Source organism: Pseudarthrobacter sp. SORGH_AS 212, assembly GCF_030818145.1.
Lineage (GTDB): Bacteria > Actinomycetota > Actinomycetes > Actinomycetales > Micrococcaceae > Arthrobacter.
The window spans coordinates 1,608,268-1,634,618 of the sequence record NZ_JAUTAA010000001.1 but is presented as its reverse complement, the minus strand read 5'-3'; the positions used below and the strand labels follow the sequence as shown (position 1 = coordinate 1,634,618).

Genomic DNA, 26,351 nt, shown 5'->3' with positions numbered 1-26,351 from the left:
AAAACAAGATGTCAACATCAACGAATGCGGTAGCACCGCAGCAGGACCGTCTGACTGCGAAGCAGACACGCAAGGTTGTCACCGCCGGATGCGTGGGCATCTTCGTGGAGCTGTACGACAACGGCATTTTTGCCTTCATGGCCGGAACCCTGGCCCTGGTCTTCCTTGCCCCGGGCAACCCGGACAACGCCCTGCTGTTCGTCTTCGCGGGCTACGCGGTGTCCTTCTTCGTCCGGCCCCTCGGCGCCATTGTCTGCGGCTACCTGGGTGACCGGATCGGCAGGCAGAAACTGCTGGTCTTTGTCATCATGCTGATCAGCATTGCCACCGCCGGCATCGGCATCCTGCCGCCGTATGCGGCCATCGGCGTCGCGGCACCCATCCTGCTGGTCCTCCTGCGCCTCCTGCAGGGCTTCTCCGTGGGCGGCGAAGCCGCCGGCGCCATGACCTTCCTCGCCGAGCACGCCCCCGAAGGCAAGCGCGGAATCATCACCTCCTACGCCCAGATCGCATCCTTCGCAGCACTGCTCACCGGCACCATGGTTGCCTTTGCCATGTCCCCGTGGCTCACCCAGGCCGCGATCGACGGCGGCGGCTTCGGTGCCTTCGCCTGGCGCATCCCGTTCCTGGTCGCCATCCCCATGGGCATCATTGGCTGGTACATCCGCAAGGCCATCAGCGACACCCCCAACTTCCAGAAGCTGAAGGAAGAGGGCGGCCTCGCCAAGAACCCGCTCAAGGAAGCTTTGCAGTCCCCGGAACACCGCCGTGCCATGCTCCTGGCCCTGTTCATCCCGCTGATGAACGGCTCCGGCTACTACGTCCTGTTCTCCTACATGCCCACGTTCCTGAAGGGCAAGCAGCTCAACTTCACCATCGGCGAGGCCCTGCTGGTCACCGCCTGCAGCCTGGTGGTCATCTGCATCGCCATCCCGTTCATGGGCGCCCTCTCCGACCGCGTGGGCCGCAAGAAGGTCATCGCCGGTTCCGCGATCGCCATGGCAGTGCTGGGCATCCCGTCCTACGCACTGATCGCCACCGGCGAGATGGGCCTGGCCATCCTCGGCGCCTGCATCATGGCAGTGGTCTTCGCCGGCCACACCGCCGTCATCCACATCCTGCTCGTTGAACTGTTCCCCACCCGGGTCCGCTACTCCGCCTACGGCGTGGGCTACAACATCTCCTCGGCACTGTTCGGCGGCACCGCCCCGCTGCTGATGACCTGGCTGATCTCCAGCACCGGCAACGTCTACATGCCCGCCTTCTACGCAGTAGTCACCGCCCTGGGCACCCTGCTCGCCGTGAGCACCGTCAAGGACCGTGCCCACGTACCGCTGCGGGATGCCTAGGCACCCCTGACCCACAGGCTCCTGCGTCCGGCCCCGCTGCCGGGCGCAGGAGCACTACCATTCCCCACACCTGGAGAACCACATGCCTTTTTCTGACTACACCACCGCCCTTGTCACCGGAGCCTCCACCGGCATGGGCGCCGCCATCACCGAACGCCTCACCAAGCGCGGTCTTACCGTCCACGCCGTGGCACGCAATGAAGAACGCCTCGCGGAACTGGCGGACCGGACGGGAGCAGTCCCGCACGTGGTGGACCTGACCAACACCGCCGCGCTTGCCGCCGTCGTCCGCGGCCTGAACGTGGACGTCCTGGTCAACTGCGCCGGCGTCTCCCGCCCGGGCAACATCCTGGACTCGTCCGAAGAGGACATCGATGAACTGGTGGACGTCAACCTCCGCGGCCTGCTGCAGCTGACCCGGCTGGTCCTGCCGGGCATGGTGGAGCGCGACCTTGGCCACATCGTCAACATCAGCTCGATCGCCGGCACCTACAACTTCTACGGCCACACGGCCTACCACGCCACCAAGGCCGCGGTGCACCAGATTTCCCGCCAGCTCCGCAACGACACCGTGGGCAAGCGCATCCGGGTCACCGAAATCTGCCCCGGCCGCGTGGAAACCGAGATCTTCGGCCGGAACATGGGCGGCAGCCCCGAGGCCATGGAAGAGGCCTGGAAGACGTACTACGAAGGTTACGAGTCGCTGACCACGGACGACATTGTTAATGCGATTGATTACGCCATCGAAACCCCGCGCCACGTGAATGTTGGCATGCTTGAACTCATGCCCACGTTCCAGGTTCCCGGCGGCCTTACCTTTGACCGCCGCGAGGACTGACGAACAGCCACTCCGCACTGCCCGGGACCCGGGCAGCCGATATCCACACCGCCAACCCGATAGGCCGCACCGATGCAGTTGATACGTACCGTCAGTTTCCCCGAACCCCAGCTCCTCGCTGACCTCTCCCCGCTTCCCGAAGGACTCAGGGGCGTGGTGTGGGACATGCAGGGCGAACCCGACGCGGCCCACGGCAGCATTGACGGCGTCATCCTTCCGTACATCAACGCCGGGGCCGTCCTTGGGAACCTGGACAAGGTGCAGGACCTGAAGTTCGTCCAGACCCAGTCCACCGGGTTCGACGGCGTCCGCGAGGCAGCAGGGCCGGGCGCCGCGGTGGCAAACGCCTCAGGCGTGCACGCCGCCGCCACAGCGGAACTGGCGGTGGGCCTCATCCTCGCCAAGCTGCGCGGCATCGACCAGGCCGTCCGCGACCAGCAGACCGAAAACTGGGCACCGCAGCGCCGCCAGTCCCTGGCTGACCGGCGCGTCCTGCTGCTCGGCATCGGCGGCATCGGCCAGGAACTGGCCCGCCGGCTGGAGCCCTTCGAGGTCACCGTAACGCGCGTGGGCAGCACGGCCCGCACCGATCAGCACGGCCAGGTCCATGCCTCCACTGACCTGGAAACCCTCGCCCGGGACCACGACATCCTGGTCTCGGTCCTCCCGCTGAACGACCACACCCACCACCTGGTCAACTCACAGGTCCTCGCCGCCCTGCCCGACGGCGCCCTGGTGGTCAACGTGGGCCGCGGCCCCGTCATCGACACCGGCGCTCTCACCGCCGAGGTTGTTTCCGGCCGGCTGCAGTGCGCCCTGGACGTGGTTGACCCCGAGCCGCTGCCGAAGGGCCACCCCCTGTGGTCCACTGGCAACGCCCTCATCACCCCACACGTGGGCGGCAACGCCTCCGCGTTCGAGCCCAGGATCCTCAAGCTCCTGAAGCGCCAGCTCGAAGCGCTCGCCGCCGGCGAGACCCCGGCAAACCTGGTCCAGCAGGGCCCGTTCCAGCAGGTCCCTTCCCAGCAGGGACTGCCCGCATGAGCGCACTGTTCGACCTGACCGGCCGCGTTGCCCTGGTCACCGGCTCCAGCCGGGGGATCGGCTCATCGCTGGCCCGCGCACTGGCCGACGCCGGCGCCACAGTGGTGCTTAACGGCGTGAACGCGGAGCGGCTCAAGGAAGCCGAAACGGTACTCGCCGCCGACTTCCCGCCCGGACGCATCACCAGCATCGCCTTCGACGTCACCGACGGCGACGCCGCCGCCCGCAGCATCGCCTGGATCGAGGAGAACGTCGGCCCGCTGGACATCCTGGTCAACAACGCCGGCATCCAGCACCGCGTGCCCATGCTGGACCTGGACGTGGCCGATTGGGAACGGGTGATTTCCACGGACCTCACCAGCGCGTTCCTGGTGGGCTGGGAAGCGGCGCGGCACATGATTCCCCGCGGCCGTGGCAAGATCGTCAACATCTGCTCGGTGCAGACGGACCTGGCCCGGCCCACCATCGCCCCGTACGTAGCGGCAAAGGGCGGGCTGCGGAACCTGACCCGCGCCATGACGGCCGAGTGGGCCGCCTCCGGGCTGCAGATCAACGGCATCGCCCCCGGGTACATCCACACGGAAATGACGCAGAACCTGGTGGACGACGAGCAGTTCAACTCCTGGATCCTGGGAAGGACACCGGCCCACCGCTGGGGCACCCCGCAGGACCTCGCAGGACCTGTGGTCTGGCTCGCCTCCAGCGGATCCGACTTCGTGAACGGCCAGACAATCTTTATCGACGGTGGAATGACGGTGGTGGTCTGATGCCAGGGAACACCTTCCAGGACACTGTGACCGAAAAGCTGCCCGCCTCCGGCCCGGCCCTGGTGGCCCACGGCGCAGGGGACTTGCGCATCGATGACGTACCGCTGGCCGACCCGGCCGAAGACCAGGCCGTCGTGGAGGTGCTGTACGGCGGCATCTGCGGCTCGGACCTGCACTACTGGCTGCACGGCGCGGCAGGGGAGTCCATCCTGAAGGCCCCGCTGGTCCTGGGCCACGAGATCTCCGGCGTGGTGGTCCGCGCCGCGGCCAACGGTGAGGGACCGCAGGCGGGGACCGCCGTCGCCGTCCACCCGGCCACCCCCGGACCCGGTGCGGCGAAGTACCCGGCCGACCGGCCCAATCTCTCGCCGGGCTGCACCTACCTGGGCAGTGCGGCCCGCTACCCGCACACGGACGGCGCGTTCAGCCGCTACGTCAACCTTCCTGTGCGGATGCTGCGGCCCCTGCCCGAAGGTATCGACCTGCGCACGGCAGCCCTGATCGAACCTGCCAGCGTCGCCTGGCACGCTGTGTCCCGGGCGGGTGATGTCCGCGGCAAGACCGCCCTGGTGATCGGCTCCGGACCCATCGGCGCGCTGGCCGTCGCGGTGCTCAAGCGTGCCGGCGCCGCGCACATCACCGCGGTGGACCTGCACCCCAAGCCGCTGGAGATCGCCACCGCCGCCGGCGCAGACCAGGTCATCAACGCCGCGGACACGGCTGCCATTGACGCTGTCGAAGCGGACGTGGTGATCGAATCCTCCGGCAACCACCACGGCCTCGCCTCGGCCATCCGCGGTGCCGTCCGCGGCGGCACCGTGGTGATGGTGGGGCTGCTGCCAACCGGCATGCAGCCGCTGCCCATCTCGCTGGCCATCACCAGGGAGCTGGATTTGAAGGGTTCGTTCCGCTTCAACAACGAGATCGATGAGGTCATCGCCGCGCTCGCCGATGGGAGCCTGCACATCGAGCCCGTCATCACCCATGAGTTCCCGCTGTCCGAGGCCCTGCACGCGTTCGAGGTTGCCAAGGACTCCACCAGCTCCGGCAAGGTCCTGCTGAGCTTCAACGGCGGCGGTCCCGCGCAGGCGGCAGGCGGGCAGTGACCACGCAGGCTCCGCCGCTGGTGGGCAGGCGAGGTGCCGGCGGGGCATGGCGCCGGGGCCACGGGAAATTACGACGGCGGCACACCGGTTGCGCCCATCGTCGCCTGTTCCGCTCTTAAGCGCAGCTACCGGGACCTTTTGCGGGCTGCCGCGCCGGACGTCGTTTTCGTGCACCTCTCCGGCAGTGCGGCAACCATGCCGCGCGGATGGACGCACGGGCCCACGGGTTCATGCCCCGCACCCTGCTCGAGTCCCAGCTGGCAACCCTCGAAAACCCTGGAACCCGATGAAGCGCACGTCCTCGGCGATATCGCCCTGGACCCGGGCGCGCTCGTGGAAGCCGTGGTGCTCGAACTGCGATCACGGACGGGCGCTGCTGCGGCATAACTGGCCGGATCTGGTAGAACGGCTCCTTGGTAGGTAGACTGGTCTACCTACCAAGGAGACGTGCCGTGCCCGCCAACGCAACAGCCCCATCCGCCGCATCCGTATCCGCTGCTGCTTCTGCCGTTACGCTGCCCGCCCGGACACCCGCCCGGCAACTGCTGCTCGAAGCCGCCGCACGGCTGTTCTATGCCCAGGGCGTGGGCGCCACGGGGATCGACACCATCACCACCGAGGCCGGCGTCGCGAAGAAAAGCCTCTATAACAACTTCGCGTCCAAAGCCGAGCTGGTGGCCGCCTACCTTGAGGCACGCCACGAGGAATGGCTGGACCTGTACCGCGCCCGGGTGGCAATTGCCGCCACCCCCGGCGAACGGGTCCTCGCCGTCTTCGACGCCTACCTGGACCACGCCAACTTCTCCTACGAACACGGCTTCCGCGGCTGCGGCCTGCTGAATGCGGCGGCCGAACTGCCCGTTGGCCATCCCGGGAGGCTGGCGGTGCGGCAGCATAAACAGGAGGTTGAACACCTACTGGCCACGCATCTGGCTGACCTTCTGGCCGGTCTTCCCGGGACTGCGGGGTCACCAGACGCGGCGGAACGGGCGGCAGGGCTCGCGCAGCACCTCTCCTTCCTCCTCGAGGGGGCGATGGCAAGGGCCGGCCTCGAAGGCGACGACGCCAACCTCCGGGACGCCAAACGCATTGCCCAGCAGATACTGGCAGGACTGTGACAGGCATCCCCGCACCAGGCGTCACTGTGCACGCCGGGCACGCCAACGCGCCGCTCTGGGGCGCCCTGTTCGTCGCCGCGGCTTCCATCCTCTGGGGCACCACCGGGACCGCCGCCACCTTCGCGCCCGGGGTGAGCCCGCTGGCCATCGGTGCTGTGGCCATGGGGATGGGCGGCCTGCTGCAGGCGCTGTTCGCGGCCCGTGCCATCCGGCGGCAGCGGTCCGGCATCCTGCGGCGGTGGCAGCTCGTGGCAGTTGGAGCGGCCGCCGTGGCCGTATACCCGCTGGCGTTCTACAGTTCCATGCACCTGTCCGGAGTGGCCGTGGGAACTGTGGTTTCCATCGGATCGGCGCCCGTTGCGGCAGCACTGATCGAACGGTTCACCGACCGGAAGCCGCTGACCCGGCGTTGGATCACCGGTGCGCTCCTTGGCGTGGGCGGAGCGGCGCTCCTCTCGTTCGCCGGACACAGTCCCGCGACCGGCGCTGGCACAGACGCCGCCGGGGCCTGGGGTTCCACGGCTGGAATTTTCCTGGGGCTGCTGGCCGGCGGCACGTATGCCCTCTACTCGTGGGCGGCGCACCGGCTTATCGGCGGCGGCATCCCGTCCCGGGCGGCGATGGGCAGCATCTTCGGACTCGGCGGGCTGCTGCTGATGCCCGTCCTGGCCGCCACCGGTGCACCGCTGCTCGACTCCTGGACCAACTTCTCCGTGGGCGCTTATATGGCTTTGGTCCCGATGTTTGCCGGCTACATCCTGTTCGGCTGGGGCCTGGCCCGGGTCCGGGCCAGCACGGCCACCCGCATCTCGCTGCTGGAAACGGTAGTGGCAGCTGTCCTCGCCGTCCTGGTGGTGGGGGAGCGGCTCCCGGCACTTGGCTGGCTTGGCGCCGCCGTCGTCCTGGGCAGCCTGTTCATCCTGACGCCGCGGACCCAGCGCACACCGCAGCCCGCCGGCCCTGCGGTAGCCCTACCGCGGAAAGTCAGCCCGTAGCCCCACCACGCTGCGGACCGCTCCGGGTGGCGGGACGGTTCAGCAGGAGGCAGCCGCCAAGCACCAGCAGCATAAGGCCCACCACCACGGCGGCAGGTTCCTGGCTGCCGATGCCTGCGGCGACGATCGCGAACGCGAGCAGGCACACCAGGCTGCCTGGCACGAGGCCCGGCGGAATACGGCGGGACGGGTAACCGGAGAGCAGCTCCATGGCCAGGTGGGGATCGTCGGCAATCAGTCCGAGCTCCAGCTCCTTGAGCAGCCTCCGCTCCTCTTCGGACATTGGCATCGGATGCCCCTGGATTCCATGAGACGCGGGTATCGCTTATGACGCTAAGAGCCTTCCACCATCGAGTCAAGGGTTCGCGTTGCGCCCACCACAATCCCGGGTTCAGTCCGTTCCGGGAACGTCATAAACCAGTGAGCCTGTACCGGTCCGGACACCGCGGGTGGGCATGTGCGGAGTCAGCTTGGAGGGCGGCATCAGGTGCTCCACCGGCTGCCCGGCGAGCAGGACGCAGTAGTCGGCGATGAGGCGGCGGTGGCAGCGCCACCACACGGTCTCGCTGCACATGATCGCCGTCTGTTGGTCCTGCGCAGCAGCCAGCAGCTCTCCGAGGGCGGCCCCGAATTCCGGCGACCGCATGTAGGCGGCGTAGGCGCGGAAGGACTCGTTGCGCAGGGCGGTGTCGGGGGAATCCGGGGGCAGCTTGCGAAATCCTCCCAGCCGCCGCTCCCAGCGGTAGCTGATCCCCGCGTCGGGCAGCCACATGGACATCAGGTCCTTGCCGAACTGCGGGTGCTTGCGGCTGCCCGGGCCGATCCGCACGTCCACCAGGGAGGTCACGCCCGCCGATGCCAGCAGCGCGGTGAAGTCCTCTTGCGCGGCGGTCCCGTGCCCAATAGTGAAAAGCGCCTTCATCCAAGCCATGATAGGCAGGCCCGCGAAGCGGGATCGGTCACCGGTTTCAGGCACACGCCTCAGCACGCGTTCAATGCGCACGATTCATGCAGCGCACGACGGCGGGACGCGGCCTGCGCGATCGGCGCACCCCGGGCGCTACATCGGAAGCCGCCTACCGCCGTCGCAATTCCGCGAACTCGATGGACGGAACAATGGCACCCGCGTCCCGCTCAACGAAGTTGGTGCCCGGCGGCACAAGGTCGTCGATGGCGTCCAGGACCGGTTCACTCAGCCGGACATCCGCCGCGCGCAGGTAGGCCTGCAGGTGTTCCTCGTTGCGGGGCCCGATGATCACGCTGCTGATGGCCGGGTGGGTCAGGGCAAACCCGATGGACAGATCCACCAGGGAAAGTTCCAGCTTGTCCGCCAGCCGGGCCAGCGCATCAGCGGCAAGGAGCTTCCGCTCGCTGGCCGGCCCCGAAATGTCGTACCGGCCCGGGAGCGAGTGCACCCGGGTGGGGGCCTTGCCGGCCTCGAAGGTGAAGCTTCCGGAGAGCCAGCCGCCCGCCAGCGGACCGTAGGCGAGGACACCGAGGCCATACTGCTGGGCGATGGGCAGCACATCGCGTTCATTCCCGCGGACCAGCATGGAATACGGCACCTGATTGCCCAGCGGAGGGATGAGGTGGTTGGTATTGGCCAGCCACTGGGCCTCCACCAGCTGGGCGGGTGTGAAGACCGACGTGCCGTAATACAGGATCTTGCCCTGCCGGATCAGGTCGTTGAGGGTAGTGATGGTTTCCAGCACATCAGTGTTGTAGTCCGGCCGGTGCGCCTGGTAGAGGTCGATCCGGTCCGTCTGCAGCCTGCGGAGGCTGCCCTCCACTGCCTGCGTGATCCAGCGGCGGGAGTTGCCGGAATGGGCCGGGTTGGCGCTCATCTGGCCGTGGAACTTGGTGGCCAGGAAAACGTCGTCGCGCCGGCCGCGCAGGGCCCGCCCCACCACCTGCTCGGATTCGCCTTGGGAGTAGACGTCCGCCGTGTCGATGGCAGTGATGCCCGAGTCAAGGGCGGCGTGGATGATGCGGATGCTTTCCTCCGCGCCGGTGGGGGCCCCGTGTGGACCGCCGGCGCCTTCGCCAAAGTTCATGGTGCCAAGGGTGAGTTGGCTGATTGGGGTGCCCGAACGTCCGAACACCCTCAGTTCGCTGAGGCTCATCCCCGGTTCCCTCCTGTTGGCTGCGTGCCAGTTGCCTGATGCCTGATGCCTGTTGCTGTCTGCCTGGTGCCGGCGCACGTCGAGTGATGCCTACGTGCCGCCGATCGTCACGAGGCTACACAGATTCACTTCCACCCGGCAGAATCCCGCCTTGTTCCTTCTCTTTTCGACGCGGGAGGTAACGCAGGGAAGCGGGCGTGACGTTTTGTGGCGGGCAGGCCGGTTTCGGTCGGCAGTTTCGTCCCACGGCAGCACTGGAATAATCTGAACCAACGGTTGTGCGCGGGGGTGCAAACGCCCGGTGCAACATGCAGCACGTAAGTTCAGGCCCATCACACCAGACGAGGCGGACACGCATGACGGCATCAGACCAGCAGCACCTACTACGGCCGAACGCGCCTGCGGAACCACCGGCCGTGGATGCCCACCTGCTGCAGCAGCTCGCGGACGCCCATGGGGTGGGCACGTCGTTCCAGGGCTGGGACGGATTGCCGCACGCAGTTTCCCTCGAGACCCTGACGAAGGTCCTGGGCGCGTTGGGCGTGCCGGCCCACACCGATGAACAGATCCGGGCCGGACTGGCCGAAGCGGAACTGGCCCCTTGGCGCAAAACGCTGCCCCCCGCCGTCGTCATCCAGCAGGGTGAGCCGGCGCAGGTACCGGTCCATATTCCCGACGGCGCCCCGGTGAGCCTCCGCATCAGCCTTGAAGGCGGTGCCGGGAGCGTGGACGCGGCCAAGCAGGACGTGTGGGTGCAGCCGCGGGACGTGGACGGCGTGGCCATGGGCCGGGCCACCTTCGCCCTGCCGCAGGACCTGCCGCTCGGCTGGCATACGCTGCACGCGGAAGCCGGGAGCGTCACCGCCACCTCAACCCTGGTGGTGACGCCCGCCCGGCTGGATACCGCCCGGGACCTTGAGGAGCGGCGCGGCTGGGGGCTGGCCACCCAGCTGTACTCCGTGCGTTCGAAGCGTTCGTGGGGAATCGGGGATTTCTCCGACCTTGCCGACCTCGCCGCACTCAGTGGAGCCCGCGGTGCCGATTACGTGCTCGTCAACCCCCTGCACGCCGCAGAACCGGTTCCGCCGGTGCAGCCCTCACCGTACTCGCCGTCCACCCGGCGGTTCTTCAACCCGATCTATATCCGGATCGAGGCCATTCCGGAGCTTGCCTACCTGCGCCCCCGCAAGCGTGCCGCGCTGGAGAAGCTCCGCGACGAAGTGGCAGGGCTCAACAGGGACGCCGAACGGCTGGACCGGGACGCGGTCTACGCAGCGAAACTGCAGGCCCTGGAACTGCTGTACCACACGCGCCGGTCGCCGTCCCGGCAGGCCGCCTTCGATGAGTTCTGCCGTATTTCCGGCAGCGGCCTGGATGACTTCGCCCTCTGGTCAGCCATCCGCGAGGACGCTGCGCCGGACGACCCCATGTGGACCGACCCGGTGTTTTCCCTGGATTCGCGGGAGGCGGAGGCGCTGCGGGAAAGGCTCGCGGACCGGATTGGATTCCACCGGTGGCTGCAGTGGATCTGCGACGAGCAGCTGGAGGGCGCGCAGCAGGCAGCGCTGCGTTCGGGGATGCGGCTGGGCGTGGTGCACGACCTCGCCGTCGGCGTGGACCACAGCAGCGCGGACGCCTGGACGCTGAAGGGCGTTCTCACCCCCGCCACCAGTGTCGGTGCGCCGCCGGACATGTACAACCAGCAGGGCCAGGACTGGGGCCAGCCGCCGTGGCACCCGGCCAGGCTGGCCGAGGCGGGCTACCAGCCGTTCCGGAACATGCTGGCCACCGTGCTGCGGCATGCCGGCGGCATCCGGGTGGACCACATCCTGGGCCTGTTCCGGCTGTGGTGGATCCCCAGCGGCAACGCCCCCGGCGACGGCGCCTACGTGAAGTACGACCATGAGGCGCTGATCGGCATCCTGGCCCTGGAAGCGCACCGGGCGGGGGCCGTGGTGATCGGCGAGGACCTGGGCACGTTCGAACCGTGGGTGCGGGACTACCTTGCCGCACGCGGCATTCTGGGCACGTCCATTCTTTGGTTTGAGTACGACGGCGATTCCCCCCTTGCGCCGGAAAAGTACCGTACGCAGGCGCTTTCCAGCGTCAACACCCACGATCTTCCGCCCACCGCCGGTTACCTCGCCGGGGACCACGTGGCGTTGCGCAGCCACTTGGGACTGCTGGAACGGTCCGAGGCCGAAGAGCGTGCCCAGCACAACGCGTCCCTGGAAAAGATGTTCGCGCTGCTCCGCGAACGCGGCTACCTGCCCGGAGCCGGCACCGGCGGAGACGCGGAGGAGCAGACCATCGAGGCCCTGCACCTGCTGCTCAGCCAGACGCCGTCCGTGCTGCTGGGCGTGGCGCTGGTGGATGCGGTGGGGGAGCGGAGGGTGCAGAACCAGCCCGGAACCACTGAGGAGCTGTACCCCAATTGGCAGGTGCCGCTGGCCGGTCCGGACGGCAAGCCGGTGTTCCTTGATGACCTCCCCGCCAACGCGCGGTTCAACTCGCTGCTCGCGGCGGTGGAGGAGGCCCTGCACGGCTAGTCAACGGTGAGGAGAATGCGATGAACGGCGAACCAGTACTGGTGGTTGGCGGTACCGGCATGCTCGGCGGCCAGGTGGTCACCGCGCTGTTGGACCGGGGCAAGGAAGTCCGCGCCCTGGTGAGGCCGGGATCGGATGCCTCGCGGCTGGAATCCCGGGGAGTCCAGATTGCCCGGGGCAACATGATGGACCCCCGGTCACTGGACCAGGCCATGGCCGGCATCGACGCCGTGATCACCTCAGCTGCCGGCTACACAAAGCACCGCAAAGGCGACAGCCCCGCAACCGACACCACGGGCAACGCCAACCTGGCCGAAGCGGCCGCCCGGGCAGGCGTGCGGCGCTTTGTCCTCACCAGTATCCTGACCTGCGACGAAACCCCGCAGGTGCCGCATTTCTGGCACAAGAAGCTCATGGAGGACAAGCTCGAGGGCCTCGGTATACCGTTCGTTGCGCTGCGGCCGGGTGCCTTCCTGGACCAGGTCACCCGGTTCGGCGGTGACCCTGTGACAAAGGGCAAACTCATGTGGTTCGGTTCGCCCAACGTTCCGCTGACCTTTGTGCTCACCCCTGACCTTGCCGGTTACCTGGCAGATGCCGTCGATGCTCCGGGAATCGACGGGGAACGGATCGACATCGGCTGGGACCGGCCGGTCCGCATGAAGGACGTGGCGGACATGACGGGCCGGCTCAGCGGATCGAAGGTCCGGGTCCGCTCAGTGCCCTTGAGGGTGCTGAAGACGGCCGGAGTGGTGCTGGGACGGGTGAGCCCGACGGTGCCGGACATGGCGTCCATGATGGGCTGGTTCCAGACCGGCCGCTACGTCGCCAACACCACACGGCAGCGGGCAGTGTTCGGCCCGCCGCCCACGGCCGAGGATGCCATCCGGCGGCTGCTCGGCATCCTCGGCCATCCGGCCGACAGGTAGGTCAGCGCCGCTATCCGGCGGTGATCACATGGGTGGAGTGGTCGTACCGGAAGGTGACCGCGCCGCCCGGGTGGTCCAGGACGATGTTCTGTCCGGCGGGTTGGCCGTCCGCACCGTAGTTCACATCCCAGTTGCCGTTAAGGGCCGCCTTGTACTCGTAGGTCCCTGCCGGCAGGTCCGCCGTCAACCGCCAGATCCGGTCCGCCGGGTCCAGGACCAGTTGCGCCTGCGCGCAGGCAGGGTCCCAGTCCGCCGCGCAGCCCAGCGCCTTGTTTAGTGATCCGGCCACCGCCACCGAAGCCGGCTGCGGCGCCTCACCCACGGTGACCGTCCGCGTCCCGCTGGCAACGCTGAACCCGGGCCCGGACATGAGGGCGCGGTACTGCACCGTGGTGCCGTCGGCCAGGGCGGAGATGTCATCGGTGGCCGAGTACACGGGGGAGGAACCGTCAGTTCCCACGGCGGCCCACTCTCCGCCGCTGACGCTCCGCTGGAAGGACACCACGTGGCTGGCCTTTTCGGGGTCGGCCGTGGCGCTGAGCCCAACGGCGCCCTGGACGTTGCTGCCCTCTGCGGGCTGCTGCAGGGTCAGGACCGGGGCAGGAACGCTTGCGTTGCGTGCCTGGCTGATGGCGGTATGCCCGCCGTTGTCGAGCACTGTGGCGCGGTACTCGACGGAGGTCCCGGCGTCCAGGGCGGCGACGTCATGGAACACCTGGTACGGCGCGGCGTCGTCGGTGCCGATCGGCGTCCAGTTTCCGCCCGCCTGCTTCGCCTCGAAGGTGACCTCGTAGAACGAAGTACCGCCGACGTCGGCCGTCACCTGAAGGCGCCCGTTGTCGCCGGCTGCCGGCGCAGGCTGCTGAAGGACGACGGCGGGAGCGGACTTGGAGTGCGGGATACGGCCGGAGGACTGGTAGACCACGGCCGAAAGTGGCGGCACGCTGACCGTCAGGGTGCCGGCGTCGGAGGTCTTGGCCCTGGCTGCTGCGTCTCCGTAGATGCGGGTGTAGTTTCGCTTGGCGATGTAGGTGGGAACTTCGGCGGTCTGGGGCTCCTCGCTGTTGTTCAGTGCCACCACGTATTCGCGCTGGTCCTGGGCATGGGTGCGGGAGAAAGCATAGATGCCGGGGCCGTCGGAGGCGTAGCGGCCTTCCTGGGCGCCGTTCCGCAAGGTGGGATGTTCCCTGGTGAGGGCAGCCAGTTCGCTGATCCCGGTGTAGAGCGGATGGGCGGTGTTGAAGTTGTCCGCGGCGTGGGTGGCGTCGGTGCCGAGCAGATCGTCGTCCAGGTATTCCGGCACTTGGCTGGCGAACAGCGTTTGCCGGGCGTCCTGGTCTCCACCCGGCCCGGTGAAGCCTTGTTCGTCCCCGTAGTAGATCACGGGGTTGCCGCGGGAGAAGTACATGAGTTCGTGGGCCAGCCGGTCGCGGGCCACCTTCTCGGCGTCCGTGGCTCCGGGATTGTCGGCAGTGATGAAGCTGCCGATGCGGCCCATGTCATGGTTGCCCAGGAATGTAGGGAGTTGGTAGGCGTTTGAATCAGCGTCGGTGTACCAGTCGTCGCCTGCGAAGAAATCCTGCAGCGTACCGGCGTCCTGGCCTTTGGATGCGAAGTTCCGCGCGGCGTCCTGAAACGGGAAGTCGAGGACGGCCTGCATCCGGTTCCGCGTAGTGAACTGCGACGTGAAGCTCTTGGAGGTGTCGAAGACCTCGCCGAACATGAAGAACTCGTCCTTGCCCTGTTCCTTTGCGTAGTTGAGCACGTCCGGACCGAAGTCCTGCCAGAACTCGTCGTTAACGTGCTTCATGGTGTCGATCCGGAAACCGTCAACCCCGAAGTCGCGGATCCAGTTCTTGTAGATGTCCTTCATGCCGTTGACCACCGCGGGGTGTTCGGTGAACAGGTCGTCCAGGCCGAAGAAGTCCCCGTAGAACGAATCCTCGCCGGTGAAGGTGGTGTCACCCCTGTTGTGATACAGGGTGGGATCGTTGAGCCACGCCGGGACCTTGAGGTCCTCTTCGCCGGGTTCCAGGACGGGTTTGTAAGGGAACGAGGTGCCGGCATCCAGTTTCGGGAACGCGTCCGTCCCTGCGTAGTCGCGGTCATCGAAGGACTGCCCGTCGGCAGTTTTGTAGGGGACGGCGTCCTTGGCGACGTAACCCTTCCGTTCGTTCTTGTCGCCGTAGCCGATGACGTCCGCCGTGTGGTTGGTGATGATGTCGAAGTAGACCTTCATTCCGCGGGCGTGGGCTTCGTCGATGAGTGCCTTGAGTTCGGCGTTGGTGCCCAGATGGGGATCGATCTGGGTAAAGTCGGTGACCCAGTAGCCGTGGTAGCCGGCCGATTTGTCCTCGGGCTGCACGGCCTTGTTCTTGAAGCTGGGCGTGAGCCAGATCGACGTGGTGCCGAGGCCCTGGATGTAGTCGATCTTGTTTCGGAGCCCGGCCAGGTCACCGCCGTTGTAAAAGCCCTTCTTGGTGGGGTCGAAGCCGGACACCATGGGATCGGAGCCCAAGCCTCCCTGGTCATTGGCGGTGCTGCCGTTGCTGAACCTGTCCGCCATGACGAAGTAGAAATTCTCGTCGGTCACAGGGGTGCGGAGCGAGTGCTGGGCCGCCGATGCCGGGTCCTTCGGGGCAGGGGCGGCCTGCGCCGGGAGCGACGCAGTGGAGATGGCGACGGTTGCCGCGAGAAGCCCGACGGCGGCCCGCCGGGCGGCAGTGCCGCTTCGGGTGCGGGCACGGAGTGGCGTTGGTGTCGTGGCGCGTGGGGGCACGCCGGTGGGGGTGCGGAGTATCAAGGGTGAGACCTTCCTGGTAGCGGCGCTGCTTTACAGGCTTGCTGTCGGCAAGGGTTGGTGCGGCACGGGTGCCGCCGGGTCCGAAGGGAAGCATGCTTCCTGTGAACCACATCACAACCGTAGGCGCTGGCGCAGGATTACTCCAGTGTTTAGGAAATTGCCTGGTGGAGGCAGCCGGAAAGCTCACTTTCGCGGCTTGGGCCGCTTCATGTCCGGTGTTCGCATGGCGCGGCTGTGTCAGCCGTTTGGTACCAGGGCGGTGGGCGAAGGAGTTTTGACGTTGTGGGCCACCGGTCCGGGAAGGCCTGTCCCTGGGTCAAGGGCGAAAGTGGCCACGTTGTCGGAGCGCTCGTGGGCAACGCGGAGCCAGGGCCCCTGGACCAGGTGGTGCCGGGGCCAGTCGCCGCCGCTGTACACGTCCTGCACAGGTAGCAGTTCGCTGCCGTCGCTGCCCACCTCAAGCACGCTGATCCGGTTGGATCCGCGGACGCCCGCGTACGCAAAGGTGCCGCCTGGGCCGAGGCAGATTTCGGCGGCCGAGTCGCCGTCCCTGGCACCTCCCAGTGTTGCGGGGCCACGGAACACCAGCTCGAAAGTTCCGGCTTCCGGCCGGACAACAAAGACCTCGATGGAGTATTCGGAGACGACGAACACGTTCCCGCTTGAGTGCTGCGCCAGGTGTCGGGGGCCGCTGCCAAAAGGCAGGGCAACTTCATGATCGGCCACCAGCCCGGTTCCGGGTTTGTAGGTCCAGATTCGGAGTGTGTCGTGGCCCAGGTCTGTGGTCATGACCCGCCCGTCCTGCAGCATCAGGCTGGTATGCGCCCTGCTCTGCCGGCGTTCATCGGGGGAGTGGGCCGCATGCGGATCAACCGACGGCGAGGCCGGGAACCGCTCCGTGATGCCGCCGTCGGCATCCAGTTCATAGAGCAGGACCTGGCCGTCTCCCCAGCAGGTCGCGGTGACGAAGCGGCCCTGCGGGTCTACTGCAACGTGGCAGGTGGCCTCGCCTGCCGGCCAGGGTGTGCCCATCGGTTCCAGCGTGTGGCCGCCGACGTGCCGGTAGGCCTGAACCATCCTGCGCTGCTCGGCCACCGCGTACACCACGGGAAGGGTCGGATGGACGGCAACGAATGACGGCGACTGGGCCTCCACTGCCGTGCCGAGCCATTCCAGGCTCCCGTCCCCGTTGGCGCGGAGCGCGCCAATGCCCTCTGCGCGTCCGCCGCCGTCCGGGGTGTAGGCGCCAGTCCAGATGATGGCGGTGTGAGGAGCTTGGCCCTCTGTGGCAGGTGTCCCGGAGGCAGATGTCATGGCTCCATCCTGCCAATAAACACAGCCCCTGCCGCGGCGGCGTCGCGTCAATTACGATGAAATTTCCAGCCAGGCAGATAGAGGTGGATCCGATGGCTGACGTTGTCGCCTCAGGTTCGCTCTCTTGCCGTCCAGTCGCCTAGCGCCGGGCAACCCCTAGTGCCCGCACTCATTCCGAAGGGGAGCACGTTGAATTCTGTCCCGTCCTCCGGAAGTCCGAAACGGTTGGGTATGGGGGCCGTCATGGTGACGGACGCCCTGCGGGCCGCCGGCTGCGTGTTTGCCGAGGAGGAAGCCCTGCTTCTCCTCGAGCGGGCGGTCAGCCCCGCCGAGTTGGCAGACTGCGTGCGGCGCCGGGTGGCCGGTGTTCCGCTGGAGTACATCCTGGGCTGGGCAGAGTTCGATGGCCACCGCATGGCGGTCCGTCCCGGTGTTTTCGTTCCCCGGCGGAGGACCGAACTGTTGGTTTGGCTTGCCGCTGAGCTGATATCGGGGGAGGGTAGTTCTTCACGTGGCGCCGTTTCGGGTGATTCCTTGTCCGGCATCGCCACAGCGGTCCAAGGCCCTCGGGGAAATGCTTTCTTCGGTGGTGTGGTGGTGGACTTATGTTGCGGTTCCGGAGCCGTTGGTGCGGCCCTTGCACGACGATTCCCACGAGCAGAACTGCACGCGGCGGATATTGATCCCGTAGCTGTGGAGTGTGCGCGGAGCAATCTCGAGGCTCTCGGAGGCCACGTCCACGTCGGTGATCTGTTCGATGCGCTCCCTCGAGGTCTTAGAGGCAGGGTCGATGTCCTCGCCGTCAACGCACCGTACGTTCCCACCCATGCCATCAGAACCATGCCGTCGGAGGCGCGCGTTCACGAACCGCTTATTTCCCTCGACGGCGGCACGGACGGGCTCGACTTTCACCGCCGTGTGGCAGCAGGCGTTAAAAACTGGCTCGCGCCGCAAGGCCACCTTCTCATCGAAACCAGCGGGCAGCAGGCCGACGGTACCGCCGCGCTCGTGGCCGCCGAAGGGCTCTCTGTGACCACCGTTCATTCAGAGGAACTCGATGGAACGGTGGTGGTGGGGAGCGCCCGCAACTAGGGTGCCTTTGGGGGCGCCATGCGTCATATCCTGGCGGCCGTCCGCCCAACTTTTCACATGGAGTCGCGTCGGAGCCGGAAAGGGCTGTGTAGAGACTTGCTTGATTGGGCTGGCGTTCGAACCGTCGCGTGTTGCACCGGCCCAGCCACCCGCTTTACCTGTAGCGGGCCGATCGCTCCTGATGTTTCGGAGTTAGTCAGCTGCCTTTGCCATGGTCATGGCCAGGGGGCGTTGGTTGCCGGTTGTGGGGGGAACTGTGGTGGTTTGAAGTAGTGGTTTTGTTGGGGCGTTTGGGTGGGGTCGATGTGGGGTGGGGGGATAAAGGCCGGGATGCCGCCGGTGGTGGTAATGGTCCAGTGTTCTTTGTGGATGAGGTGGTGGTGATGGGGGCAGAGGAGGGTGCCGTTGGTGGTGTTGGTGTGGCCGCCGTGTGACCAGTAGGTGATGTGGTGTGCTTCGCACCAGGGGGCGGGGATGGTGCAGTTGGGGAAGGTGCAGCCTTGGTCGCGTGCCGTGAGGGCGAGGCGTTGGGCTGGGGTGAAGAGTCTGGTTTTGCGTCCGAGGTCGAGGATCTCGCTGTTGGTGCCCAGGAGTGCGGGGATGATGTCGGCGTCGCAGGCGATTTTGCGCAGGGTGGTGGCGGCGACGGGCCCAGTGAAGGCAAAGGTTCCCGCGGCCGGTGTGTGGGGTGTGGCGGGCCTGGGAGCGGGAGCGGGGAAGAGGTCGTGGTGGTTGATGGTGGCGATGATTTGGGGTCTGTTGCCGCCGGTGGTGGGCAGCTGGGTGGTGGTGAGGGCGGTTTTGACGGCGGTGATGATGCCGTCGAGTTGTTGCTGGGGACGGGTGCGGCGCTCCAGGTCCGGGAGGTTCTTTTCGTGTGTGAGGTCGGGGTATGCGATTTCTACAGCATTGCCGTCTCCGGTGCCGGTGCCGTCGCTGGGTGAGGTGGCCGTGGTTGAGGCACTGGTGACTGCGCCGTCTGTGTTTCCGCGGTTGCTGCTGGTGTTTGGGGTGGTGGTGCGGGGATTGGTGGCGATGTTCATGGCGGTGAGGAGGTGTTCGTATTGGTCGGTGGTGGCGAAGATTTCTACGCGGTGAAGGCCGTGGCGGGGTTTGCGGATAAAGGCGCCTTGGGTGTGGCGGAGTGCTTCTTCGGTGGGTTCGGCGCCGTCGGCGTCGATGGTTTCGGTGAGGCGCTGGGCAAGGCGGGCGAGGAAGTCGGGGTCTGCGGTGGTGGCGGCGTGGGCGAGGTGGTGTTCAATGCCATGCAGTGTTTCGGGGGTGGTGTGGTGTTGTAGCCGGTCGAGGGTGGCGGTGATGATGGTTGCCGCGTGGGAGGACACGGCGGGTGCCGTGATGGTGCGTGGTGGTGTGTCGGTGGTCGCGGGCCGGCCGGTGCTGGGGTCGGCCGGTGCGAGGGTGGTGGCGAGGTGTTCGTGTGGTGGGGGCGTGGGTGCGCCGGTGAGGGTGGTGCCGGGCAGGGTTTGGTGGGCGAGGGTGAGGCGGCGGCGGGCTTCGCGGATGGAGATGCGGAGCCGGAGCCGGAGGAAGTCAGCGGTGTTCCGGCAGCCGTCATCGGCCGGGGACCTCACCACGGCGGGTGCTCCGGTGGGTGAGGGTGTGGGCCAGCTGGCGTCGGTTTCGTTGAGGGTTTCGGTGCCGCTGGCGGCCCAGGCGCTGGCCCCGGTGGTGGTGCGGCGGGCGCTCCGGTTGGTGGTGGCCCGGGCGGCGGCGTCGTTGATCGCGAGGGTGCGGGTGTGGTCCACGGCCCCGGCGGCAATGAGCTGGAGGTACTCCACGCAGCGGGCGAGCTCTTCGACCTCCGCGGCGAACATGGCCGCCCCGGGGTAACAGGAAGTATGCAGTGCTTCCCGGGCTGCGACCGCCGCCCCAGCCACCCCTGCGATCAGAGCAGACAAGTCCAAAGCCGGGTCCAGCGGTTGCACCGGTGATTGGTCCGTTACGGGGTAGCCGGGGACGGGCCGGAGGTACCGTGTCGCACGGACGTGCCGCCCGGCGCCGTGCGCTGTCGCGTGGACGTGTGGCCCGGTCTCGTGCACGGAGGAAGGCTGACTGTTGGAGCGGAAGCCCAGCGGCAGGAAGCCCGAAGAGTCTTCGCTCTCCGTCAGCTTCTCCCCAATGGCTTCCATGACCCCACTCTGCCAAAGGGCACTGACAATCAGGACCCCCACAAACCCCCATGTGGAAAACCTGGCCCGTGCACGTCTCCTGGCCGGTCACGTCACCCGCAGCCGGAGCGGACGCGCGGCCAAACCTCAAGGAAAATGCCATTTTCTTGATGGTATTCAGCGGTTTCGGCGTTCCCCCGGGACTAGGGTTGCCGTAGTGGTTCATGCAGACGGGCCTTCGTCGACAATGGGCCGGGAGTGACAAATGGCTGGCAAGGAACGGGGCAAGACGGTCCGGGAGGATCCTGAGGAGTCGGGTAAGGACGCCGCTGTGAGTGGGGAATCCGTTTCCCCTGAGCATGCCGAAGACATGGAGAGCCTCCAGCCGGCACGGCGTGTGCCGGGGATTAACGGTTATGACCCCAACCAATGGCCTGACGCCGGATCCTAGGTGTCGGCCGCCCACGAGTGATCGGTTCGATGACCGGCTGACGGCTGTCCCAGACAGGCAGTGCTGAACGGGCAGGGCGCAGCAGGCAGTGCTTAAACACGCTGCCGGCCGGCGCGTCCCCCAAGGATCGCGACGGCCGGCAAGGCGAATCAGTTGTAGCACACGGAAGGCGGGAGCCCCTTGTCAATCGGGGGTTCGCCCGGGGTGCCTGCCTCCGCGGAGCGGCTAGCTCTTGGAGTTGCCCTCACTGGTGGTGCCGAGGTTCGTGGTTTCCGGATGCGTGCTGTGGGCCGGAATGTGGTCTCCGCCCAGCCCGCCCGTTACACCGGTGGTTGGCGAGGTGTCGTGGTTGGATGGCGTGGACTTCCCGGAGGAGTCATCGCGGTGCATCGCCGAGCCCAATACGGTTCCGGCACGCCGGGCTGCCTCTGACAGTTGGTCGGCTACATCCGGGGCTTTCTCTTTGATGGCCTCGGTAGCAACTGCCACTTTGTCCTGTACGGGCTTGCTGTCCCAGACCCCGGCTGCGCGGGCTTTCAGCTTGTCGTAGGCAGCGCGTCCTGACCTAGATCCAAGGACGTAACCGACGGCAACTCCAACACCCAAAAGAAGCTTGTTTTTCATTGTGAACTCCTGCTCCGAAAGAAGGTTTCCAGGTCCGGCCCGGCTGCAACGCCGTAGCCGGAAAAGTGAAAACCGGCCCGGGGATGTCCTCCCCAGGCCGGTTTCCTGGCTGTGGGCGCTGCGTTAGCGGCGCGCACCGCGCTTAGTGACCATGCCGTAGATCGCAAGGACGATCAGCGATCCGAGGATCGCCAGCAGCCAGGTCTGCAGCGAGAAGAACTCCTGCAGCCCGCCGCCGAACAGCGCGCCGCCGATCCATCCGCCAAGGAGGGCACCTACGACGCCCAGCACCAGGGTGATGATCCAGCCGCCGCCCTGGCGTCCCGGAAGGATCGCCTTTGCAATCGCACCGGCAATAAGTCCGAGAATCAGAAATGCAATGAAACCCATTTTTCGCTCCTCTTCCTAAGTAAGGACGCCCCCGGATTCCGGAGGCAATTCATCCTCTGCCCTAATAGTAATCATGCTTACTATCGATTTGCCAACCCCGGAGAGGAGGAAAGTGGCTGCTCAGGCCTGCCTCAGTGCCCTGTCACGTCTGAATCGTTTCCGGCGCCGGGACCCTCGTCGAGGATAGTCAATTCCGCGAGATCCTGCGGATCCAGGACGAAATCGAAGACATCCAGGTTCTCACGCATCCGGTCCGGATTCGCGGTCTTCGGAATCGTTACCAATCCGTTTTGAACGTGCCAACGCAGCACCACCTGGCCCGGCGTTTTTCCGTGTTTTGCCGCCAGCCGACTCAGGGCCGGCGCGCCCAGGATACCGGCGCCGGAGCCGCCCAGGGGACTGTAGGACTCGGTGGCAATGCCATGTTTTGCATGGAATTCCCGTTCCGCCACCCGGGTGACTGCCGGTGTCAGTTGGATCTGGTTGACGGCTGGAACAACATCCGTCTCCGCCATCAACCGCTCCAGGTGCGCCGGCTTGAAGTTGGACACGCCAATGGACCGCACCTTTCCCCCTGCCTGGAGGCGTTCGAACGTCTTCCAGGTGGAGATGAACTGATCCCTGCCGGGCAAGGGCCAATGGATCAGCAGCAGGTCCACATAGTCGAGGCCGAGCCGCTGCAGCGACCCCTCCAACCCTTCCACAGCCCTGTCATTCCCCTGGAACTCGCCATCCAGTTTGGTGGTGATGAAAAGCTCACCGCGGTCAGCGCCACTGGCCTTAATGCCATTGCCCACGCCGCGTTCGTTGCCGTACTTCACTGCCGTATCGATGTGCCTGTAGCCGGCCTCTACGGCCTGGACGACGGCGGCCGCCGCCTGGTCGTCGTCCAGCGGCCATGTGCCAAGACCGATCTGGGGAATCGTGTATCCGTCGTTGAGTGCGATAACAGGTGCAAGTGTCATATCAACAGTCTGCCGTCCTTTCCGTGATGGGCTTCATGCGGCGAAGCCCTATTTCTCGAATGCGCGGAGGACGTTGCCTGCGTTGTGGTTCAGCACCGCCCTGGCCGTGTCGGATACCTTGTCCGGGTTTTTCTGCTGGCCCAGGAATTTCACGAAGCGCTGGATGGCCTGAGCTGCCTTCGCGGCGTCCCGGTCCTCCACGGCCTTCTGTGCCTGCTGGGCTGCTGCGGTGAGCTGGCTGGCCACCGGGCCCGCGATCTCACCCGATTCCACCAAATCCTCCACCGCATTCTGCAGTGCCTTCACGCTGCCCGGAAGCCACGCGGCGCGCAGCGGGACATCACCGAAGTGCATGTCCGAGGCAAGGTAGAAGTCGGTGTAGGACGGCTGGTTGTATGTGGTGTTCTGCCGGGCCACCTCAGCACGGTACTGGGGATCGTGCATGAGGGTGTAGAGCTTGTGGTCCGTCACCTCGGTGCTCAGGTAGATCCGCAATGCGGAGCTGTCGGCGGTGCGGACCACCATTTCTTCGCGCCAGTCGCCCAGGATGTCCGCCACCAGGCTGGGGGTGCCCTTGGTGCCGTTGTTGGTGCGCGTGCCGTCCGCGGTCAGCAGGCGGCCCCGCGTCCAGTCGTCGATGGTGGGGGTCTGGTCGCCGGAGCCGTTGACGATCTGCGTCGTCATGTCCGCGGCCCACCTGATGCTCATGTTGGTACCGGGGCTTGTGCTGGAAAGCTTGCGGCCGTCGGCGGACTGCATGCCGATCGCCCAGTTCTCCAGGCCGGGGACGGAAGGATCCACGTCGCCGATCATGCCGCGTCCCGTGTCCTTGCCCGAGTAGGCGCCGAACAGCACCTCACCCGTCGCGGCGTCGCGCATGGCGTAACCGTACGGCGCGTACGTGCCGCCCTCGTGGACGGTGAAGATCTCCTTGCCGGGGCGGTTGGGATCGATGTCCGCCACGTGCATGGCATCGCCGTGGCCCAGGCGTGCCTCCTCACCCGGCGCGGCGCTGCCGGCCGGCAGGGTGTCGAACGAGCTGTACAGAAGCGAGCCGTCGTCGTCGAGCGTTGCCGAACCGTAGACGATCTCCTGCTTGCCGTCGCCGTCAACGTCGGAGGCGCTCAGGGAGTGGAAGCCCTGGGTGGTGAGCTTGCCGTAGGTCGGGTCCGTTCCGTCCCGGCCGTGCGGGGAGTCGTTGAACGGGTTGGTCATGGGAGTCCAGCCCGAGTCCACGTTCCATACGGGGGAGAGGTTGGCGCCGTCCCAGGTGTAGGTGGCCAGGGTGGTGCGGGTGTAGTAGCCGCGGGCGAACACGGCGGCGGGCTTCTTGCCGTCCAGGTAGGCGACGCCGGCGAGGAACCGGTCCACGCGGTTGCCCGGTTCGATGCGGGCCATGGCGTAGTCGCCCCACATCATGCCGTCGTCGGTCCGGCCCGGCTGGTAGGCGACGGTCTTGAGTTCCTTGCCCGTGGCGCCTTCGAAGACGGTCAGGTATTCGGGGCCGGACACAATGAATCCTTCGAACGCGCGGAGGTTGTTCCGGCTGCTGCGCGAGGGGGCGTAGACGTCCATGAAGTAGTCGGTCAGCGCCTCGGCATCGGCTTGGGACAGCGGGTACTTGTACTTCGGCGCGATGCCGAAGGCTTCCTCGAGGGTGGCCGGCCAGTTTCCGGCCTTCACCTCGGGGTGCTCCGTCCAGCCCTGGAAGGTCTTCACCATGTGCTGGTAGTAGTCCGCCGCGCTCATCCGGTAGTCGTCGCTGTTCGAGTACCCGGCATTGATATCGGACCGGAGCATGGTGATGAACGATTCCGCGGCCACGCTGCCGTCCGCGTTGTAGTTGGTGGTCTTGGTGCCCGGCGCGGTCTTCATCATCAGCTCGGCCCGGCCGTCGCCGTCGAAATCATTGACCAGCATCTGGGTGTAGTGGGCCCCGGAGCGGATGTTGACGCCCAGGTCGATCCGGTGCAGCAGCGTGCCGTCGGCTTTGTAGGTGTCCACGTAGGTGTTGCCGGTGTAGCCCACCTGGGAGACGTCTTTTGAGTTGTTCGGGTCCCACTTGACGATGAACTCGTACTGGCCGTCGCCGTCCACATCGCCCACGGAGGTGTCGTTGGCCGAGTAGGTGTAGGCCTGGCCGGTGGGCGTGGTGCCGTCGGCCGGCTTCTTCAGCGGAATGTCCTTGAAGTTGCCGCCCCAGGAGGTGGCAGTGGCGCTTTCGTCCAGTTCGACGCCGCCGACGACGGCCCGCACCTGGTACTTCGACGCGGCGGTCCCGGCGGGGTCCTGATAGTTGGTGCTGTCCGTGACCGTCGCCAGCTTCTGCCCGTCCCGGTACACGTTGAAGTCCGTGCCGGTGAGGCCGGTTGCTGAAGATCCGGTGGCCTCGTTGCCGAGCAGGCGCCAGCTGAGGAACACACCTTCGGACGTTCCCGCGGCCACCAGGCCGCGGTCCAGGTAGTCGAGCTGGATTCCCGGATTGCCGGGCTTGGAGGGGGAAGGCCCGACGGCGGCAGCAGGGGCTGCGAGGCAGCCCACGGTGAGTACCAGGCCGAGGGTGGCGACCGACAGGAGGCGTGCGGGAGCCTTGGAGGGATTCATCAGTGAATCCTTTCAATTTCGAGTTGGGAAAACGCTTCCCCAGCAATCTAGACTGCGGGGTGAGGCAAAACAAGCCTTGTCTTCTGAACCCGCCACGGGGTATTTAGAACGTTGTAGAAATGCTGGCCCTTCAGGCCGACTCCCGTACCACCAGTTCAGTGGGAATGGTGATGGCAGCATGGTTCTTCCCGGCGATGACGTCCAGCAGCAACCGCACCATTTCCTCGCTGATCCGATCGAATGGCTGCCGCACCGTGGTCAGGGCCGGCGTGGCGGCGGACGCGGCCGAAATGTCGTCGAACCCGACTACTGCAACGTCCTCGGGAACCCGCCGGCCGGCGTCGTGCAATACCTCCAGCGCGCCGAGGGCCATAAGGTCGTTGGCGGCGAAGACGGCATCCACGTTGGGGACCCGGGCGAGGAGCTCACGCATGGCCCTGGCCCCGCTTTCGCGGCTGTAGTCACCCGGCGCCACCAGTGCCTCGTCCAAGGCCTCGCCCTGATGTGCCCGGTACGCTTCCAGCCGCCGGATGCCGCCGGACGTGTCCTGCGGGCCGGTGATGGTGGCGATCCGCTTCCGGCCGCCGTTGTCCAGGAACTCAAGCAACTCCAAGGCGCCTTGGTAGTCATCGGCTGCCACGTAGCCCATCTTCTTTTCGAAGCCCAGGGGAACGCCGCAGGCGATGGCAGGCACGCCCGCGGCGATGATGTCGGCGATGACGCCTTTCCTGCTGCCATGCGAGGAGACCAGGAGGACTCCGTCCACATGGCCGGCGGTGAGGAAATCGGTGGCCCGGCGCTGCTCGTCTTCCGTGCCGGCCATGATCAGCACCAGGGGAATGTCGTGCACGGCCAGGGCATCGGCGGCGCCCCGCATCAGGACGGCGAAGTTGGGGTCGGCGAACAGGCGGTCGTGCGTTTCGGTCAACAGGAACGCCACCGAGTTGGCTTTGTTCGTGGCAAGGTTCCGGGCATGCGGATTGACGCGGTAGCCGGTCTTTTTGATGGCGGCGTTGACGGCGGCCAACGCGGGCGGGCTGACCCAGTGGCCGCCATTGAGCACGCGCGAAACTGTCCCTCGCGAGACGCCTGCCTCCCTGGCCACATCGTCAATCTTGGGCCGGGGCCGGCCTTGCGGTTGCATCATGATCCGAGCCTATC

At 66.6% G+C, this 26,351-nt stretch carries 22 protein-coding genes; 11 read left to right on the top strand and 11 right to left on the bottom strand.

Translation table 11 applies throughout. The features are described 5' to 3' along the window. The first annotated feature begins 8 nt into the window (after nt 1–8). The 8 genes from QE394_RS07460 to QE394_RS07425 all read left to right on the top strand — a co-directional run bounded on the left by QE394_RS07460 (nt 9) and on the right by QE394_RS07425 (nt 7,217). On the top strand, nt 9–1,349 hold the full coding sequence (locus tag QE394_RS07460; protein ID WP_349034176.1) for an MFS transporter: 1,341 nt from the start codon (nt 9–11) through the stop codon (nt 1,347–1,349). An 82-nt stretch (nt 1,350–1,431) separates the two neighbouring features. Further along, nucleotides 1,432–2,187, top strand: a complete 756-nt coding sequence (locus QE394_RS07455) for an SDR family oxidoreductase (protein ID WP_056082578.1) — start codon at nt 1,432–1,434, stop codon at nt 2,185–2,187. A gap of 72 nt (nt 2,188–2,259) precedes the next feature. Beyond that, nucleotides 2,260–3,231, top strand: a complete 972-nt coding sequence (locus QE394_RS07450; protein WP_314216004.1) for a 2-hydroxyacid dehydrogenase — start codon at nt 2,260–2,262, stop codon at nt 3,229–3,231. After that, nucleotides 3,228–3,998 (top strand): SDR family oxidoreductase, encoded by a 771-nt coding sequence (locus QE394_RS07445; protein WP_349034175.1) that lies wholly within the window; start codon nt 3,228–3,230, stop codon nt 3,996–3,998. Before QE394_RS07450 ends, QE394_RS07445 begins: the two co-directional genes overlap by 4 nt. Then, nucleotides 3,998–5,104 (top strand): L-idonate 5-dehydrogenase, encoded by a 1,107-nt coding sequence (locus tag QE394_RS07440; protein ID WP_349034174.1) that lies wholly within the window; start codon nt 3,998–4,000, stop codon nt 5,102–5,104. The genes QE394_RS07445 and QE394_RS07440 overlap by 1 nt, the downstream gene beginning before the upstream one ends. 33 nt (nt 5,105–5,137) lie before the next feature. After that, complete coding sequence (locus QE394_RS07435) at nt 5,138–5,491, top strand: hypothetical protein (protein ID WP_349034173.1); 354 nt, start codon at nt 5,138–5,140, stop codon at nt 5,489–5,491. A gap of 128 nt (nt 5,492–5,619) precedes the next feature. Beyond that, nucleotides 5,620–6,222, top strand: a complete 603-nt coding sequence (locus QE394_RS07430; protein ID WP_349035386.1) for a helix-turn-helix domain-containing protein — start codon at nt 5,620–5,622, stop codon at nt 6,220–6,222. A 65-nt stretch (nt 6,223–6,287) separates the two neighbouring features. Then, nucleotides 6,288–7,217: a DMT family transporter gene (locus QE394_RS07425; RefSeq protein ID WP_349035385.1), complete on the top strand. Its 930-nt coding sequence runs from the start codon at nt 6,288–6,290 to the stop codon at nt 7,215–7,217. Here the strand turns inward: QE394_RS07425 and QE394_RS07420 are convergent. The 3 genes from QE394_RS07420 to QE394_RS07410 all read right to left on the bottom strand — a co-directional run bounded on the left by QE394_RS07420 (nt 7,207) and on the right by QE394_RS07410 (nt 9,340). Continuing rightward, nucleotides 7,207–7,506, bottom strand: coding sequence for a DUF3040 domain-containing protein (locus QE394_RS07420; RefSeq protein ID WP_349034172.1), 300 nt, complete (start codon nt 7,504–7,506; stop codon nt 7,207–7,209). The two genes, QE394_RS07425 and QE394_RS07420, sit on opposite strands and share 11 nt — an antisense overlap. Nucleotides 7,507–7,608: 102 nt before the next feature. Beyond that, the gene (locus QE394_RS07415) at nt 7,609–8,139 is read right to left on the bottom strand and encodes a DUF488 domain-containing protein (RefSeq protein WP_261618635.1); all 531 of its coding nucleotides are present in this window, start codon (nt 8,137–8,139) and stop codon (nt 7,609–7,611) included. Between the two features lie 154 nt (nt 8,140–8,293). Next, nucleotides 8,294–9,340: an aldo/keto reductase gene (locus QE394_RS07410; protein ID WP_349034171.1), complete on the bottom strand. Its 1,047-nt coding sequence runs from the start codon at nt 9,338–9,340 to the stop codon at nt 8,294–8,296. 356 nt (nt 9,341–9,696) lie between these two features. On the opposite strand from QE394_RS07410, the gene malQ reads away from it, so the two are divergent. Together malQ and QE394_RS07400 are read left to right on the top strand one after the other, a co-directional pair. Further along, nucleotides 9,697–11,889, top strand: a complete 2,193-nt coding sequence (gene malQ / locus QE394_RS07405; protein WP_349034170.1) for a 4-alpha-glucanotransferase — start codon at nt 9,697–9,699, stop codon at nt 11,887–11,889. 20 nt (nt 11,890–11,909) lie between these two features. Beyond that, nucleotides 11,910–12,818, top strand: coding sequence for an SDR family oxidoreductase (locus tag QE394_RS07400; RefSeq protein WP_349034169.1), 909 nt, complete (start codon nt 11,910–11,912; stop codon nt 12,816–12,818). Nucleotides 12,819–12,828: 10 nt separating this feature from the next. Here the strand turns inward: QE394_RS07400 and QE394_RS07395 are convergent, their stop codons facing one another. Continuing rightward, nucleotides 12,829–15,621: an alpha-amylase family glycosyl hydrolase gene (locus tag QE394_RS07395; RefSeq protein ID WP_349034168.1), complete on the bottom strand. Its 2,793-nt coding sequence runs from the start codon at nt 15,619–15,621 to the stop codon at nt 12,829–12,831. 237 nt (nt 15,622–15,858) lie between these two features. After that, nucleotides 15,859–16,935 carry a beta-propeller fold lactonase family protein gene (locus QE394_RS07390; protein WP_349034167.1) on the bottom strand — a complete coding sequence of 359 codons (1,077 nt, stop codon included), beginning with the start codon at nt 16,933–16,935 and terminating at the stop codon, nt 15,859–15,861. 231 nt (nt 16,936–17,166) lie between these two features. Here QE394_RS07390 and QE394_RS07385 point away from each other — a divergent pair, with 231 nt between their 5' ends. Then, nucleotides 17,167–18,027, top strand: a complete 861-nt coding sequence (locus QE394_RS07385) for a methyltransferase (protein WP_349034166.1) — start codon at nt 17,167–17,169, stop codon at nt 18,025–18,027. Between the two features lie 215 nt (nt 18,028–18,242). Here the strand turns inward: QE394_RS07385 and QE394_RS07380 are convergent, their stop codons facing one another. The 6 genes from QE394_RS07380 to QE394_RS07355 all read right to left on the bottom strand — a co-directional run bounded on the left by QE394_RS07380 (nt 18,243) and on the right by QE394_RS07355 (nt 26,337). After that, entirely contained in the window at nt 18,243–20,177 is a 1,935-nt protein-coding gene (locus QE394_RS07380) for a DUF222 domain-containing protein (protein ID WP_349034165.1), read from the bottom strand. 655 nt (nt 20,178–20,832) lie between these two features. Then, the gene (locus QE394_RS07375; protein WP_349034164.1) at nt 20,833–21,231 is read right to left on the bottom strand and encodes a YtxH domain-containing protein; all 399 of its coding nucleotides are present in this window, start codon (nt 21,229–21,231) and stop codon (nt 20,833–20,835) included. A gap of 123 nt (nt 21,232–21,354) precedes the next feature. After that, nucleotides 21,355–21,621 (bottom strand): GlsB/YeaQ/YmgE family stress response membrane protein, encoded by a 267-nt coding sequence (locus QE394_RS07370; RefSeq protein ID WP_056082542.1) that lies wholly within the window; start codon nt 21,619–21,621, stop codon nt 21,355–21,357. A gap of 131 nt (nt 21,622–21,752) precedes the next feature. Next, complete coding sequence (locus QE394_RS07365; protein ID WP_349034163.1) at nt 21,753–22,586, bottom strand: aldo/keto reductase; 834 nt, start codon at nt 22,584–22,586, stop codon at nt 21,753–21,755. A gap of 48 nt (nt 22,587–22,634) precedes the next feature. Continuing rightward, entirely contained in the window at nt 22,635–25,190 is a 2,556-nt protein-coding gene (locus tag QE394_RS07360; RefSeq protein ID WP_349034162.1) for a rhamnogalacturonan lyase, read from the bottom strand. 130 nt (nt 25,191–25,320) lie between these two features. Next, nucleotides 25,321–26,337 (bottom strand): LacI family DNA-binding transcriptional regulator, encoded by a 1,017-nt coding sequence (locus QE394_RS07355; RefSeq protein WP_261618646.1) that lies wholly within the window; start codon nt 26,335–26,337, stop codon nt 25,321–25,323. Between the last annotated feature and the right edge of the window lie 14 nt (nt 26,338–26,351).